The organism is Paenibacillus helianthi, from assembly GCF_001909055.1.
Classification (GTDB): domain Bacteria; phylum Bacillota; class Bacilli; order Paenibacillales; family Paenibacillaceae; genus Paenibacillus_AQ; species Paenibacillus_AQ helianthi.
Genome location: NZ_LVWI01000002.1, coordinates 433,806 through 449,166, shown reverse-complemented (window position 1 = coordinate 449,166; position 15,361 = coordinate 433,806). Strand labels below are relative to the sequence as shown.

Below are 15,361 nucleotides of genomic sequence, written 5' to 3'. Positions count from 1 at the left end.
AGTTGATATGAAAAGGACCTTATTCCATTATGAGTACAAATAAAGGCAGTTTGCCTCCAAGATCTAGCGGGAATCAGAGAAGCGGCAGACCGCAGCCGAACAGCACGGTTAGACCCGTGCCAAAGAAAAATGTTAAGAAACGCGGAGCATTGGCGAGGATGGGAAGAATGCTTTTGGTTATTCTAATCATTGTCATTCTCGCTGTTCTGGGATATGGCGGCTTTCTGTATTGGAAGTTTGACCAAGGCAGTTTCGGTGTAGACCAGCCAGTAAAGGCGGGACATTCCGCCTCAGAGAAGCCCATCACAATGCTGCTGCTGGGGACAGACAATCGGCCGAAGCATCCGTCCAATCTGACCGATGTGATTATGGTCGTGTCGCTTAACCCCAAAACACAGTCCGCTACAGTAGTCTCGCTTCCCCGGGATACTTATGTGGAGCTTAGCGGGTACAAGAAGACCAAGATTAATGAATTTTATGCCCGGTTCAAAAGCAAGGAGAAGACCTCAGGTATTCTTGCTGAAGATGAGATGAAGACCATGATGGGCAAATACCTTGATGTTGATGTGGATTATGTGACCGTCCTTGATTTCCAGGGCTTCCGTGATGTTGTGGATGAGCTGGACGGAGTGGATGTCAATATTAGTGAAAATATGTGTTACACGGATAGTGTAGATGGTACGGATATCGACCTGAAGAAGGGGCCGGCAAAGCTGAACGGCGATGATGCGCTCGATTACGTGCGCTACCGCAAGTCGAACTGCAGCCCGAAGACCAAGGCTTCAGATGATTTTGACCGCAACAAACGCCAGAACGAAGTTCTGCATTCATTGGTTGGACAGATGCAGTCACTGGGCGGTGTTCTGAAGATCGGTAAGGTGCTCGACGCTGTGGATGACAATATGAAGACTGATATTGAGAATGAACAGATCAAGAATATGATCACTACCTATTGGAAGATTTCCAAGGAGAACATTGAATTCAAACCGGTAACCGGAACGTGGCGCAGCCCATATGTATATATTAACGATGAAGAGCTGGACGCAGCCAAGAAAAGTCTTCAAGACCGCATTGCCGGCATTGCACCAACATCCCAAAATTGAATGCAAGTTCGGGCATGTGCTATAATATAATAAATTGAATGCATCCAAGCTGCATAGGGGGCCTGTACTTATGTCCGAAGCCGTTGCACAGCTTAACGAAACATTGCTTACCATGCTGCAGTCGGAAACTTTTGTTCTACTGAACACTGTGGATGCGGAAACTGGCGGACCAACGTCCACCGCGATTTCCTGGATCTATGCAGTTAGCCCTTCTATTGTGCGACTGGCTGTCGACCACCGTTCCAGACTTGTGAACAACATGAAGGTAAATCCGATGGTCACCATCACGGTCTTTGGCGAGGGTACCGTTCATGCTATTAACGGTCGTGCTTCCGTCAGGCAGGATCCGCTGTCCGATGTTCCGTTCAAGATGTGCTGTTTTGATGTTGAAATTGAAGCGGTCCGCAATGCGCTTTTCTATGGCGCACAATTGGAGTCCGCACCAAAATATGCGAAGGTATACGATGCGCGTGCGGCTGATAAGCTGGACGGACAGGTGTTTGCCGCCATGCAAAAAGCCCAGTGATCAAGTCACTAGGCTTTTTTTGTCCAATTCTTTGAACCAAGACAGCTTCTATTGATTGCCTTTGGGCTTGGTATCTTTCGGAAGCTGCGGGATAATACGTCCGATAATGTCTGCCATCTCAGAGGCGAAACCAGACACCGGATGTCCCTTGCTGATGTGTTTGCCCATTTCGGCAAGTCTGCTGGATATATCCATGTCAGCGGTGACGAATGCTTTTACACTTCTTGGATCCTTGCTTCTAGGGTCCTTGCGGATGGCTTCTGCCACAGAATATTTAATGCTTCCGACTCGGGACCGGGTAAGAGATCCATCAACATCAATACCGACAACAGCGACATTGTTCATAACGACGCAGTGAGCGCCCTTTACACCGGGAACTCTTTTGGCAAGCCGCTCAAAATGGTCCTTGAGTACAACATCACTTTCACCTCTGCCGTCAGAAGGTTGTCCGGGCTGTGAATAAGGTATGGGGGCGGCAGTGGCTCCTTCACCCGATAAATTTTGCACTCCCTGGTTCCCCTGGCTGCTTAATGATTTTGCCGATTGTTTATCCTGAGGAGAGGGTGATGACTCTTTATTAGCGATACCGCAGCTTGTCAGCAGCAGCAGTACCAGCAACAGACACATTGATTTTCTCATATGCGTACTCCTTTCAGCGAAAGATCAGGTCTTTACCTTAGCTTACCCTCGCTGAATAGAGTTATGTATGACCAATCAAACCAGGCGCTGTGGAGGGGATAACATGAAAAAGATATTTGTACTAGACACCAACGTGCTTTTGCACGACCCCAATTCGATTTTTGCTTTCAAGGAGCATGAAGTTGTCATTCCGGCAGTAGTCCTGGAAGAAATCGACTCCAAGAAGCGCAATGCCGATGAAATCGGCCGCAACGCCCGCACCGTGTCGCGCTTATTAGACGGACTTCGTGAACTCGGCCACTTGCATAGCGGTGTGGTACTGGAGCATGGAGGCACGCTGAAGGTAGAGCTTAACCACCGCAGCTTCGTAAAAGTACAAGAAATGTTCGGTGAAGTCTCCAATGATAACCGGATATTGGCTGTCGCGCTTAATTATCTCCATGAGGAGAATGAAAAGGCTGAACCAAGTCCTGTGGTGCTCGTGAGTAAAGATGTGCTCGTCCGCATCAAGGCGGATGTGCTTGGCATAACACCGGAGGATTATTTATCCGACCGTACGGGTGATCTGAATGAGCTGTATTCCGGCTATCAATCGCTGATGGTCCATCCTTCGCTTATCGATGAATATTACAGCCACCGTTCCTTGTCTATCAAACAATTATCCTTGTCTTATCCGTTGTACCCGCATGAATTTGTTATTTTAAAGGATGAGATTGGCACCGGCAAATCGGCTCTGCTTAAAGTCAACAGCGATGCGTCCCGTCTGGAGCCGCTTTATCTAGGAAATGATGCGGTATGGGGAATCAGTGCCCGCAATGCTCAACAACGGATGGCGCTGGAGCTGCTGCTCAATGACGATATCCCGTTGGTCACTATCACCGGTAAAGCGGGAACAGGGAAAACGTTACTGGCTCTGGCTGCCGGACTGTTCAAAGTAGAAGATGAGCATAAGTACAAGAAGCTGCTGATTGCCCGTCCGGTGGTGCCAATGGGTAAGGATATCGGGTACCTTCCCGGCGAGAAAGACGAAAAGCTGCGTCCATGGATGCAGCCGATTTATGATAATCTGGAATTTTTGTTCGATACAAAGAAGTCCGGTGATATCGATAAAATTTTGATGGGTCTCGGCAGTATTCAAGTGGAAGCCCTCACCTATATTCGCGGACGTTCGATTCCGTCTCAATTCATTATCATTGATGAGGCACAGAACTTATCCCGCCACGAAGTGAAGACCATCGTCTCCCGAGCGGGAGAAGGCAGTAAAGTCATCCTTATGGGTGACCCCGAGCAGATTGATCATCCTTATCTGGATGCTGCAAGCAACGGACTCAGCTATATCGTGGAGAAGTTCAAGCAACAGGGGATCAGCGGACATATTACCCTTGAAAAGGGCGAGCGTTCACACTTGGCCCAGTTGGCTGCCGACTTGCTATAAGTATCGGGCTAACATACCAGCATCCTTTTCCAATTAGTACTCTTTCATCAGTCCAGCCGCAGAAGGGCTGCAATTTACAGCAAACAGCCGGGAGATCATTTCCGGCTGTTTGTCATTGCCCCCCCCAAAGGAACGGCGGGGGATAAATTTTTTTGTGGCAAAGAATGGAGAGGAAGTTTGGAACTGGAGAAGCGGTAGCGTTCGCCTTTATCCTCGAATTTCTACCGCAGCGGCGGTAATTCAAATCAGGAAATCTGAGGATAACAGCGATCGGAAGTCCAAATCTTTCTCGGAATGACCAAATGCCGCAAAGTTTTGGTCCTCGCCGTTCACACCTATATAATAGAAAGAGAACGTTTTCAAACCCGCAGACAAGCGGAGAATCATCTGGTAAAATAGGGGTGACGAGTCATAGGCGGGAGGAGAAAGAATCGTGCTGAGAAGGAGAAACTACTGGCTGTTGTTTGCTATATTATTGCTATCGCTGACAAGCCTGTCCCCCAGCATGGAGCTGGACACCAGTGATGATACCTATCCGCTGAAGCAGCCGCTTAACCCATCAGAGCATTCTGAATCTGGCGATAAAGACAATGTTGAAAGCTTGAGCATCCGGGTGTCCATGAGCAAAGAGGAATTTAATGAACTGGAACGGATCAGCAATAACTATAGCTTGTCGAGCGGTACCCGGGTAATCTTGAGCAATGTTGACAGCGCTGAAGCTAATGAGATTCTGCAGCAGGATCTGACGATTGGCCGGAGTCCGGATATTATTATGACCGACGGCCGCAGCATCACGGACTTGGCGACACAAGGCTATTTGCTGCCGGTAGATATTTACCAGAGTGTTCCGGGAAGTGCACCGCTGACCACCCTGATTCCGCAAATGCAATGGAATGGTTACGATTGGGGAGTTCCCCTTGATATTGACCCCTACGTACTTGTATATTCGCCGAAGCGGCTCGCGGAACTGGGAATTACAGGGTTGCCCAGAAGTCTGGAGCAGTGGAATGAGCTGCTTAAAGTAATTCGTGAACAGCCAAATAAGCAACGATACCTGCTGGCAATGGATACGCGTAACCCCTACGGCTATTCGGCAGTTCTGGAGAGCATGGGCGGAAACCTGGAATCGATCAGTCCAGCTCTGCTGGAATGGACACAATATGCAGGCAATTATTTCTTTCTCACCAGCCGTACGAACACAGACCTCTGGGATATGCTTCAGGATGGTAAGCTTGCAGTTGCTGCGCTTCCGCTCTCGGAATGGCAGAAGCACGGGAACTCTACCCTGTCCGCTGAAGCGCCGCTTACCGCCAGTAGCGGGTCAGGGTATGAGGCGATCTACAGCCGCTTCTTCGCACTCCCCGCACAATCCGGTAATCCGGAGGCAGCTGTCAATTGGCTGTCCTATGTCACATCCAGCACAGAACAGCTCGATTGGCTGGAGAATACGGGGCGGCTCCCTGCACTCGATGAGCTATACCGTACAGGGTTGCCGGAGAGCGTAAAGCTTCCTTTTGACACCCGGCTGCTGCTTGTAGACGAAACGAATCTTGAGAGTAAATCAACAGGCGGTTGGACAGCATTGTCGCTGGCAGTAACACAACTGCTGACAGGAAAGCTTGATCCGGCGGGATATGCAGCCGCGGCTGCACAGGCCTCAGAATGAGAGGGAGAGCTTCACATGTAACACACCGTCCCGGCTGCTCACTTCAGTTGCACGGAGAAAAGAGACGATTTTTTCCGGATAGAAACCCAGGTCAAATTCTTCCTCCAAAGTCTTGCGCGTAGTATCGGGCAACTCAAGGCCATTAAATAATACATGATCGACATGGAATATCAATCCGTTGACCGGTTCCTCCTGAATGGTGTAATGGCCGGTCAGCGTCAGTGATAATCCGCCACTTTTACCGGAAGCCGTTATTTCATTATCATTGAAATGGAAGGCAAAATCCTTGAACAATTCATTCTGCGACAAGAGGAATTCATTTAGATCCTCTTCCTTTAGAGCCAAATTGTAGATCATACCTTTACGGGTCATGAGCCCATCATGACTCTGAACGAACTCTGGCAGATGCTTCATGGCAGAGGACAAAGCTTTGAAATAGGTTTTGACTTCGTGAACCCCAATGTTTTCCCAATATTTCGTGAATTCCTCCAATAAGGCGCTCATGCTGGCCGGATCACTGCTGGACTGAATGCCTTTATTAATATCTTCATGTAATGCCTCGATCCGATCCTTCTGCTGCACCAAAGCTGTTTTGAGCGTCGCAAGCTCTTCTGAACTGCGCTGTGCCGCGGAAAGCGTTGCTTTTAACTTTTTATAATCCACCTCATATTGCGACAGAATGTCTCGGTCTCTTCCAATAATGATTTCATAATAATCATACAAGGCCAGTAATCTGCCGATGCTTTTAGCCGAAAGTACTGCAGTCAGGAGTCCATCTCTCTCTCCCATATAATAAGAACGTATGATAGCGCCAGCCTGCTCCCGCTGATTCTGAATTGCACTTTGCTGAGAAGCTGCCCTTTTTTCCAGTAGCGATGTTTTTTCCTCAAGAGCCTGTTGCTCAGTGGTGATCCGTGATATCTCCTGCTCAATTTCTGCCGAGGATAACGTCTGTTCCAGCAGCTTGCGGGTGACCTCATTATCAGGCATGACAGGAGGAGAGCTAGAGGATAGACCCGTACCCGGATCTGCACTTAAAAAGTCTGGGGGCGTCAGCGGCAGCACAGTAAAGCAGAGAAGGATGAGAAGAACACAAGTATAACGGCTTCGATTATTGCAGGATCGCACCACTCCACCACCTTAAAAGAGATCAGAATATGTATGTACTAATAATATGATAAGCCCTGCTAAAATATCATACCCTCTTTTCTTTCCAAGACCTACTATGAATGCACAAAAAAACGGAAGCGCTCCTCAGAAGAAGGAATAGCCTCCGTTTCTATAAACTTAGAAAAACTTACAGCGGCAGACCCATTTCGAAGATCGTCCAGTAACTGAAGCCGGTAAATGTCAGAATCATATATCCCCAAAAAAGCAGAATATAGACTTTTTCTGTAAACTTCATATATCCGAGGATCACGAAAAAAGCGGTTTGCAGAAAGAACAGCAGAGCCATCTCCGTTAAATTCCCGGCAAAAGCCATGAGTCCAATAACAAGCGTAAAAAAACCCAAGACACGAAACATGCGGTCCAAGAGAACATCCCCCTCCTGTATGTATCCGGCAATTTCTTCTTTGTAGCTATATTATAACGGCTGGAATAAATGGTGTAAACGAATTCATTGAAAAAAAGCTGTTTTTTTGGAATTATTATGATTTTTGTTATAGACACGGCGTTTTATTTTGAAAGTAGAGAATTTATAGCATAGCAAGTATGAGGTTTAGCCAAAATGGAAATACAATTTAGTATCAAATAGATTCTATGAACTCTAATAGAGGCATAGAAATGGAGTAAGCAGCTTTTATCCTATTCACTATCCGGCGGAGCTGCCGGTTATGAAGATGGTTATTTCATGATGTTGTTAGGAGGGTTAGGCTTTATGACAGCCGTTAGACAGGATGCTTGGAGCGTGGAAGATGATTTGATATTGGCCGAAATAACGCTGCGTCATATCCGGGAAGGCAGCACACAGCTTGCTGCTTTTGAAGAGGTGGGTGAAAAAATCGGCAGAACCTCGGCGGCATGCGGATTTCGCTGGAACAGCTGTGTTCGCAAGAGCTATGAAGATGCAATTGGAATTGCCAAGAGCCAACGCCAAAAGCGGAGCTATTTGAAAAAGCAGCCCTCCGCTAGAGGCGCACAGGTAGCGGGGCTTATTCTCGGAAACATGGAAGAGGAGTACAGCCGCAGCGAGGGACTAGGCGAGAACACTTTGTCCATTGACGCTGTTATCCGCTTCTTAAGACAGTGGAAGGGCAGTTTTCAGGAAGCCGGCCGCCAGTTGAAAATGCTTGAGCGGGATTTGCGCGAGAAAGAAGATGAATTAACTGAGCTGAGGGTGGAAAATGAAAGGTTGTCCAAAGAGGTCAATCTGGCCCAAAGTGACTATCGCGTAGTCAATGATGATTACAAAGCTTTAATTCAGATCATGGACCGGGCGCGGCGACTTGCTTTTCTTAATGAAGAAGAAGAGGAAATGAAGACAAGATTCAAAATGGATGCCAACGGTAATTTGGAACGGATTGAATAAACGAATTATGCTTCTTCAAATCCCGCATGCAGCGGCTTACCGCCAGCATTTGCGGGTTTTTTGTATAGATAGTGACTGTTTTTCTTTTACTGGAGAAAGGATATAATGAGGAAAATGTGTACAAGATGGCGGGTGTCGGCATGAAAATGGATATTATCGGTGCAGGCTCACTCGGCCTTCTGCTTGCCGGAAAGCTGATTCTCTCTGGCGCAGAAGTTAGAGTGTGGTGCCGGAGCGAGGAACAAGCGGGGGAGTTAACCCGGTCTGGAATAACCATAAGTTACGAAGACGGGAGGGTTAGCCAGCACTTTCCGGGCACAAGCTTTCAAGCAGGACCAATAACCAGGTTCTCAGAAACGATCCTCCGGCAACCGGGGGAATGGATAGCCATTATGCTCAAGCAGAATGCGTTTCACGCTACTCTACCAGAGATTTTGGCGCCTCTTCGGCATATTAGACTCCATGTGGTTTGCTTTCAGAACGGTAATGGACATCTTGAACTTCTTCAGGAGCTTTTGCCGGAGGCTTCAGTCTGGGCTGCAGTGACTACTGAAGCGGCCAAGAGGAAGACATTAACAGAGATTAGTCATACGGGGCATGGGGAAACATTTATAGGGAAGCGAGGAAACAAAACCTCAAATGTTCCAAAAGACACCTTAGAGGAGGATGACACCGCGGCAATTAGTTTGATACATGCTCTCACAGCAGCAGGATTCAGGGCATTGGTGTCGAAAGAAGTGGATACCATGATTTACCGGAAGCTGCTATTCAATGCTGTGATTAACCCGCTTACAGCGATCTGGCGCATTCAGAATGGCGAGTTGACCGCCTCCGGGGAGCGGATACAGTTAATGAAAGAACTGTATCTGGAGGCAACCTCCGTATATGATGCCTGCGGTATCAAGGTTGATACTCATGCGTGGGAGGGGATACTTGAGGTTTGCCGGGCAACTTCAGGTAACATCTCGTCTATGCTCGCTGATGTTCTAGCGTCCAGGGATACGGAAATACGCTGGATCAATGGGAGTATTGTGGCAATGGCGGATAGCGCGGGTATTGCGGTCCCTTTACACCGCTGGATTTGCCGGATGGTAGAAGGCATGAATGTGAAGGAGAGGTGAGGCTGTTTGGAATTTCTGCGGAATTCGTTCATTTCATTAAGCGTTATTCCGGTTGTTCCTTTTTTGATTGTATATTTCATAGGAATTGGCCTCAGAAAAGAAAAAAGAAATACGTTATTACTGGCTATGGATATTACTACTGTATTTTTATTTTTTTCCGTATCGGCCTTGTTCAATACCACTTTTAATTCGCGGTTCGGGTTTTACCTTATACTACTTATTGTATTAATATCCGCTGGACTGATTGGAGGCGCCCAAAATCGCCTAAAGGGAAATGTTGACGGGAAACGTTTACTTCGGGCAGTTTGGAGACTTTCATTCTTTTTTATGAGTACCATGTATGTGCTGTTTATAGTCGTAGGCCTTATCCATTACATATCACAAGCCATGTAATGTTCCATTGCTCCGGTGAAGCGTCAACGTCACAAAACTTTTAAGTTTTAAAAAAAAAGTGTTTTCAGAAAATATTGCTCTAGATTTTTTTGACCACTGGTTGTATAATCATAAACCATATACCACATTCTATTTAGGGGGAACTGCTAGATGAAGAAGAGTAAAAGTCTATTGCTCATGATTGCAATGGTTCTCGTTATCGGCACAGCACTTGCTGGCTGCGGCGGAAACAATGCAAACAAAGGCAACAACGCTGCCGCAACAAACGCAGCAGGCAATGAAGGCAGCACGAACACAGGCACTGCAACTGGTGACGAGAAATTGGCCGCTGACCAGACACTTAGAGTCAACCTGAGTGCAGAACCACCTACATTCGACCCTGCACAAGCTCAAGACAACCAGGCACACACTGTCCTTCAAACTATGTATGAAGGCTTGACTCATGTAAATGCTGAAACAGGCCAAGCTGAGCCGGGTATTGCCGAAAAGTGGGATGTTTCCACTGACGGTCTGGTATATACGTTTCACCTGCGCGATGCTCAGTGGAGCAACGGCGATCCTGTAGAAGCTGCGGACTTCGTTCGTGCATGGAAACGCGTGCTTGATCCTGCAACAGCTCCTGCAGCACCTTATGCTTATCAATTGTACTACCTTAAGAATGGTGAAGAATATAACACTAAGAAAGTTACAGATTTCAGTCAAGTAGGTGTAAAAGCCGTTGATGCGAAAACTCTCGAAGTTACGCTGAAATCGCCAACACCTTACTTCCTGGGACTACTGTCCTTCTATACCTACTATCCTGTACACAAATCCGTTGAGGGTAATGCGAAATGGGCAATCAGCAAAGACACTATGATTGTAGACGGTCCATACACATTGACTGAATGGACTACAGGCCAGTCTATTCAAGTAACTAAAAACGAAAAATATTGGGACGCAGCTTCCATTAAATTGAGTAAAATCGACTTCACCCTTGTTAACAGCGGTGCTACTGAATTGCTGAGCTACAAGAATGGCGAGTTGGACCGCGCCGGCAATCCTAATGGTGAAATTCCGTCAGAGCAGCTCCCTATGGTTAAAAAAGAGCTTCCTAACGAGTTCGTTTCTAAAGGGATTGCTTCTACGTACTACTATGAATTCAACATTACCGAAAAACCTTTCAGCAACGCTAAGATTCGTAAAGCACTTGCAATGGCGATTAACCGTCAAGTCCTGATCGACAACGTAACTAAGGGTGGACAGTTGCCTGCATTCGGTTATGTGCCGCCGGGTATCGCTGGCGCTGACGGTGAATACCGCACAGCCGTTAAAGATAGCTACTTCACAGAAGATGTTGAACAAGCTAAAACATTGCTTGCCGAAGGTCTGAAAGAAGAAGGTCTGACCGCGCTTCCTCCAGTAGAACTGTCGTACAACACAAGTGAAAACCACAAGAAGATCGCTCTTGCGATTGCCGATATGTGGAAAAACAATCTGGGTATCACGGTTAACACTGTGAACCAGGAGTGGGCTGTGTTCATTGAGAACCGTCAACACCAGAACTACCAAATCGCACGTGCCGGTTGGGTTGCAGACTATAATGATCCAATGACCTTCATGGATATGTGGGTAACAGGTGGCGGTAACAATGATACTGGTTATGCCAATCCTGAGTATGACAAGCTGATTGCTGATGCGAAAGCAAGCTCTGATCTGGCTAAACGCCAAGAAGACTTTGCAGCAGCTGAAAAAATGCTGATTCAGGACGATATGGTTATCTTGCCGATCTACTACTACACCAACAACTCCCTTACTAAAGAATACCTAAAAGGTGTAACTACTGACTTCAGTGGTGCAGTTGACTTCACTCGTGCTTACCTGCTTGAGCACTAAGATATACAGTAACTTAATTGAATAGTTCATCGTCTGAAGTTAGCTTTTCACTTCGGGATATATATGTGGAATTCCATATATATCCCTTTTTTTTGCATTTCCGGCTTATTGTTAAAGACTATTCCAGCTTACAAAAATAGAAAATGGACAAAAGCTCGATTTTTGCATAAAATCAAATTATGTGTCTAAAAAAATGTCGAAGGAGGTGTTGATGGGGATGGTTCGTTATATTGCTAATAAGTTTTTCTATATGATCGTATCGCTGTTTGTACTAATATCAGCGACTTTTTTTCTGATGAAAGCTATTCCGGGGGACCCGTTTACTTCCGAGAAAGCAGTTCCGCCGGAAATTAAAGCGCATTTATACGAGCAATATGGTTTGGACAAGCCGCTCTACCATCAGTATTTTAAGTATTTGGGTGATATAGCCCAAGGTGATTTGGGTGTGTCGATGAAACGTCTGAATCAGGATGTAACACATTTGATTGGACAGACCTTTTCAGCGTCCTTGAAGCTGGGAGTTGTCGCAATTATCGTGTCGGTTATTGTCGGAGTCATTCTCGGCATGCTGGCGGCACTATACCACCGCAAATTTATTGATAGCGCTGCAATGGTGCTGGCGGTGCTGGGGATTGCGGTTCCGAGCTTTGTTGTCGCGTCTTTGCTCCAATATGTATTTGCCTACAAATTCAGCATATTTCCAGTTTCGGGCTTTAAGGGTCCAATGTATTATTTCCTTCCGGTAGCAGCGCTCTCGGCCCAGCCGATAGCCTTTATAGCTCGCTTGACCCGTTCCAGCATGCTTGAGGTGCTGCATGCCGATTATATTAAGACGGCTAAGGCTAAAGGCTTAAGCTGGATGGCTATTTTGAGCCGACATGTTCTCCGCAACGGAATTCTGCCGATTGTGACTTATATGGGACCAATGACTGCCAATATTGTAACCGGTTCTGTAGTTATTGAGCAGATTTTTGGTATCGGCGGTATCGGCAAGCAGTTTGTTGAAGCCATCAGTGTCCGTGATTATACCCTGATTATGGGAATTACTATTTTCTACGGTATTCTGCTCATGGTGGCCCGCTTTATTACAGACATTGCTTATGTGCTTGTAGATCCGCGGATCAAACTAACTGGAGGAAAGGAGGGCTAAAGATTGGCATCTGACAAAAATATGAGTTCGCTGGATGCGAACCTGAAACCAGAAGATTTTCAGAAAATTGGTATTGACGAGAAGCAGGCAGAAGTCATTCAACGTGAAAGTCTTTCAGCTTGGAAGGATTCCTTGGAACGGCTTCGTCAAAATAAAATGGCAATGACCGCTTTGGTTGTTCTTGGCTTGATCGTTCTGGCTGCGCTGATTGGTCCATTGTTTTCGAAATATAATTACTACTCTAACGATTTAGTCAACTCCAATCAACCTCCATCATCCGAACATTGGTTTGGCACCGATGATCTTGGCCGTGATATTTTTGTCCGTACTTGGTACGGAGCACGTATTTCACTGATTGTCGGGTTGGCTGCAGCGGCAATTGACTTACTGATTGGTGTTATTTATGGTGGAATCATGGGCTTCTTTGGTGGCCGTGTGGATAACATCATGAACAAGATTTCCGAAGTGTTGTACTCCATTCCTTATCTGCTGGTGGTTATCTTGCTGCTCGTAGTAATGGAACCAAGCCTGTTTACAATTATCGTTGCGTTGACTATTACAGGCTGGATCACGATGTCCTGGATTGTGCGCGGGGAGATTATGCAGCTGAAGAACCGTGAGTTTGTTCTGGCTTCGCGTTCCATGGGCGCAGGCTCCAAAAGACTCTTGTTTCGCCACTTGCTGCCAAATGCGGTAGGACCTATTATCGTAACGATTACTTTGTCCGTACCAAATGCCATTTTTGCTGAAGCATTCCTCAGCTTCCTCGGTCTTGGTGTACAGGCTCCAATCGCTTCCCTGGGTTCGATGATCAGTGATTCACTGACTGGCTGGATGTATTATCCATGGCGCTTCCTGTTCCCGGCTATCCTGATCAGCTTGACCATGCTATCCTTTAACATTTTTGGTGACGGTCTACGTGATGCACTGGATCCTAAGCTGAAGAAATAGGAGGTGATTATGATGGAACCCATTCTGCAAGTCAAGGATCTGCATGTTTCCTTTTTTGTAAAAGGCGGAGAAGTACAAGCTGTCCGTGGTATGAATTTTGAAGTAGGTAAAGGTGAAACAGTAGCCATCGTCGGTGAATCCGGCAGCGGCAAAAGTGTTACTGCACAATCGATTATGCGGCTTATTCCTACCCCGCCTTCCCGGGTGAAGAAGGGCGAGATTATTTTTCAAGGACAGAATCTGCTGGACAAAAGCATGAAGCAAATGGAAACGATTCGCGGCAAAGATATTGGCATGATCTTTCAAGACCCGATGACTTCTTTGAACCCAACGATCAAGGTGGGCAAACAGATAACCGAAGTTTTGATCAAACATCAGAAAATGTCAGCGGCCGAAGCGAAAGAGCAAGGTATCGAGATGCTGAAGCTCGTAGGCATCAAAAATGCGGAGGCTCGCTTTAACCAATATCCCCACGAATTCTCCGGCGGGATGCGCCAGCGTGTAATGATCGCTATTGCCCTGGCCTGCCGCCCGGCTCTGCTCATTGCAGACGAGCCGACAACGGCGCTTGACGTAACGATTCAGGCGCAGATCATGGAAGTTATGCAAGATATGCAGCAAAAGCTCGGGACCTCCATCATACTGATTACACATGACCTCGGCGTTGTTGCCGGAATGTGTGACCGGGTCATCGTCATGTATGCTGGTGAAGTAGTGGAAACCGGAACCAGATGGGAAATCTTTAAAAATCCGCAGCATCCGTATACCAAGGGATTGCTGCGGTCGATGCCGCGTCTGGACCAAAAGAAGGGCGAGCCGTTGATCCCGATCATCGGTACTCCCCCGGATCTGATCAAACCGCCGGTCGGCTGTCCGTTCACAGCGCGCTGCAGTGAAGCGATGCATGTCTGCGAACAAATCGATCCCGGTGCAACAGAATTCAGTGAAACGCACATGGCGCGTTGCTGGAATCTGCATTCGATGGCCAAGGAGGTGCAGTTCGTTTGAGTAAGAACCTGATTGAAGTTGAAGGTCTTAAGAAGTATTTTAATGTAGGCAAGGGCAAAGTTCTTAAGGCTGTTGATAATATTAATTTCACGATTCGCGAAGGCGAAACCCTGGGTATGGTAGGGGAGTCCGGATGTGGTAAAACAACTGCCGGCCGGACAGTGCTTCGTCTTTACGAACCCACTGCTGGCAGTGTGAAATACAACGGTACAGATATCTACAAATTGCCTCCGGGCAAAATGAAGGCTATGCGCCGTGATATGCAAATGATTTTCCAGGATCCGTATGCGTCGCTGAATCCGCGCTTTACGGTTTCGGATATCATCGGTGAGGCACTGGATATCCATGGTATGGCCGGAAGCCGTGCGGAACGCAAAAAACGGATTGAAGAGCTGCTGGATATGGTTGGACTCAACCATGACCACGCAACCCGCTATCCACATGAATTCTCCGGCGGACAACGCCAGCGTATCGGAATCGCCCGTTCACTGGCGGTTAATCCAAAATTCATCGTCTGCGATGAGCCGATCTCCGCACTGGACGTGTCCATTCAGGCACAGGTGGTCAACCTGCTGAAAGAACTGCAGGACCGCCTTGGACTTACGTATCTCTTTATCGCGCATGACCTGTCCATGGTTAAGCATATCAGTGACCGTGTAGCTGTTATGTACCTGGGTAAAATGGTTGAGCTGGCAGAGAGTGAAGAACTGTACGCCAATCCTATCCATCCGTATACGAAGTCGCTGTTGTCGGCGATTCCAGTACCGGATCCGGAGGTTGAAGCGAACAAGAAACGTATTCATCTGCATGATGAATTGGGTAGCCCCATTTATGCAGCAGGGGAAAAAACCAATGACAGTGATTTTGAATTGGTTGAAGTCTCGAAGGGCCACTTTGTAGCCAAGCAATACGCATGAGAATATACATGCAGTCTTATTGTAATATATTTTAGCGAAGTATACTTTAG

The 15,361-nt window shown here is 47.0% G+C and carries 15 protein-coding genes; 12 read left to right on the top strand and 3 right to left on the bottom strand.

Annotated elements, in window-relative coordinates:
- The first annotated feature begins 29 nt into the window (after nucleotides 1-29).
- Both A3844_RS04720 and A3844_RS04715 read left to right on the top strand, forming a co-directional pair.
- On the top strand, nucleotides 30-1,103 hold the full coding sequence (locus tag A3844_RS04720) for an LCP family protein (RefSeq protein WP_074103287.1): 1,074 nt from the start codon (nucleotides 30-32) through the stop codon (nucleotides 1,101-1,103).
- A 70-nt stretch (nucleotides 1,104-1,173) separates the two neighbouring features.
- Complete coding sequence (locus A3844_RS04715) at nucleotides 1,174-1,629, top strand: pyridoxamine 5'-phosphate oxidase family protein (protein ID WP_074085674.1); 456 nt, start codon at nucleotides 1,174-1,176, stop codon at nucleotides 1,627-1,629.
- A 48-nt stretch (nucleotides 1,630-1,677) separates the two neighbouring features.
- On the opposite strand, the gene A3844_RS04710 is transcribed toward A3844_RS04715, so the two are convergent.
- The gene (locus tag A3844_RS04710) at nucleotides 1,678-2,268 is read right to left on the bottom strand and encodes a YhcN/YlaJ family sporulation lipoprotein (RefSeq protein WP_074085673.1); all 591 of its coding nucleotides are present in this window, start codon (nucleotides 2,266-2,268) and stop codon (nucleotides 1,678-1,680) included.
- A gap of 103 nt (nucleotides 2,269-2,371) precedes the next feature.
- On the opposite strand from A3844_RS04710, the gene A3844_RS04705 reads away from it, so the two are divergent.
- Together A3844_RS04705 and A3844_RS04700 are read left to right on the top strand one after the other, a co-directional pair.
- Complete coding sequence (locus tag A3844_RS04705) at nucleotides 2,372-3,703, top strand: PhoH family protein (RefSeq protein ID WP_074085672.1); 1,332 nt, start codon at nucleotides 2,372-2,374, stop codon at nucleotides 3,701-3,703.
- Between the two features lie 433 nt (nucleotides 3,704-4,136).
- Complete coding sequence (locus A3844_RS04700) at nucleotides 4,137-5,369, top strand: extracellular solute-binding protein (RefSeq protein WP_074106749.1); 1,233 nt, start codon at nucleotides 4,137-4,139, stop codon at nucleotides 5,367-5,369.
- Here the strand turns inward: A3844_RS04700 and A3844_RS04695 are convergent.
- Together A3844_RS04695 and A3844_RS04690 are read right to left on the bottom strand one after the other, a co-directional pair.
- On the bottom strand, nucleotides 5,361-6,497 hold the full coding sequence (locus A3844_RS04695; RefSeq protein WP_074106748.1) for a coiled-coil domain-containing protein: 1,137 nt from the start codon (nucleotides 6,495-6,497) through the stop codon (nucleotides 5,361-5,363). The two genes, A3844_RS04700 and A3844_RS04695, sit on opposite strands and share 9 nt — an antisense overlap.
- A 169-nt stretch (nucleotides 6,498-6,666) precedes the next feature.
- Entirely contained in the window at nucleotides 6,667-6,903 is a 237-nt protein-coding gene (locus tag A3844_RS04690; protein ID WP_074085669.1) for a DUF2626 family protein, read from the bottom strand.
- 345 nt (nucleotides 6,904-7,248) lie between these two features.
- Here A3844_RS04690 and A3844_RS04685 point away from each other — a divergent pair, with 345 nt between their 5' ends.
- The 8 genes from A3844_RS04685 (at nucleotide 7,249) to A3844_RS04650 (ending at nucleotide 15,311) form a co-directional block, all read left to right on the top strand.
- Nucleotides 7,249-7,899, top strand: a complete 651-nt coding sequence (locus A3844_RS04685; RefSeq protein WP_074085668.1) for an RsfA family transcriptional regulator — start codon at nucleotides 7,249-7,251, stop codon at nucleotides 7,897-7,899.
- 125 nt (nucleotides 7,900-8,024) lie between these two features.
- The gene (locus A3844_RS04680; RefSeq protein WP_244169694.1) at nucleotides 8,025-9,020 is read left to right on the top strand and encodes a ketopantoate reductase family protein; all 996 of its coding nucleotides are present in this window, start codon (nucleotides 8,025-8,027) and stop codon (nucleotides 9,018-9,020) included.
- 6 nt (nucleotides 9,021-9,026) lie between these two features.
- Nucleotides 9,027-9,413, top strand: coding sequence for a DUF3397 domain-containing protein (locus tag A3844_RS04675; RefSeq protein WP_074085666.1), 387 nt, complete (start codon nucleotides 9,027-9,029; stop codon nucleotides 9,411-9,413).
- Nucleotides 9,414-9,563: 150 nt separating this feature from the next.
- Nucleotides 9,564-11,285 carry a peptide ABC transporter substrate-binding protein gene (locus A3844_RS04670; protein ID WP_074106747.1) on the top strand — a complete coding sequence of 574 codons (1,722 nt, stop codon included), beginning with the start codon at nucleotides 9,564-9,566 and terminating at the stop codon, nucleotides 11,283-11,285.
- Between the two features lie 217 nt (nucleotides 11,286-11,502).
- On the top strand, nucleotides 11,503-12,435 hold the full coding sequence (locus tag A3844_RS04665; RefSeq protein WP_074106813.1) for an ABC transporter permease: 933 nt from the start codon (nucleotides 11,503-11,505) through the stop codon (nucleotides 12,433-12,435).
- Nucleotides 12,436-12,456: 21 nt separating this feature from the next.
- Nucleotides 12,457-13,386: an ABC transporter permease gene (locus A3844_RS04660; RefSeq protein ID WP_074106812.1), complete on the top strand. Its 930-nt coding sequence runs from the start codon at nucleotides 12,457-12,459 to the stop codon at nucleotides 13,384-13,386.
- 12 nt (nucleotides 13,387-13,398) lie between these two features.
- Entirely contained in the window at nucleotides 13,399-14,394 is a 996-nt protein-coding gene (locus tag A3844_RS04655) for an ABC transporter ATP-binding protein (RefSeq protein ID WP_074085664.1), read from the top strand.
- Nucleotides 14,391-15,311 (top strand): ABC transporter ATP-binding protein, encoded by a 921-nt coding sequence (locus A3844_RS04650; protein ID WP_074085663.1) that lies wholly within the window; start codon nucleotides 14,391-14,393, stop codon nucleotides 15,309-15,311. Before A3844_RS04655 ends, A3844_RS04650 begins: the two co-directional genes overlap by 4 nt.
- Nucleotides 15,312-15,361: the final 50 nt, after the last annotated feature.

Coding starts and splice junctions, on each gene's coding strand:
- A3844_RS04680 (WP_244169694.1), top strand. CDS start 8,025: ATGGCGGGTGTCGGCATGAAAATGGATATTATCGGTGCAGGCTCACTC.
- A3844_RS04710 (WP_074085673.1), bottom strand. CDS start 2,268: ATGAGAAAATCAATGTGTCTGTTGCTGGTACTGCTGCTGCTGACAAGC.
- A3844_RS04670 (WP_074106747.1), top strand. CDS start 9,564: ATGAAGAAGAGTAAAAGTCTATTGCTCATGATTGCAATGGTTCTCGTT.
- A3844_RS04655 (WP_074085664.1), top strand. CDS start 13,399: ATGGAACCCATTCTGCAAGTCAAGGATCTGCATGTTTCCTTTTTTGTA.
- A3844_RS04705 (WP_074085672.1), top strand. CDS start 2,372: ATGAAAAAGATATTTGTACTAGACACCAACGTGCTTTTGCACGACCCC.
- A3844_RS04685 (WP_074085668.1), top strand. CDS start 7,249: ATGACAGCCGTTAGACAGGATGCTTGGAGCGTGGAAGATGATTTGATA.
- A3844_RS04665 (WP_074106813.1), top strand. CDS start 11,503: ATGGTTCGTTATATTGCTAATAAGTTTTTCTATATGATCGTATCGCTG.
- A3844_RS04720 (WP_074103287.1), top strand. CDS start 30: ATGAGTACAAATAAAGGCAGTTTGCCTCCAAGATCTAGCGGGAATCAG.
- A3844_RS04660 (WP_074106812.1), top strand. CDS start 12,457: ATGAGTTCGCTGGATGCGAACCTGAAACCAGAAGATTTTCAGAAAATT.
- A3844_RS04715 (WP_074085674.1), top strand. CDS start 1,174: ATGTCCGAAGCCGTTGCACAGCTTAACGAAACATTGCTTACCATGCTG.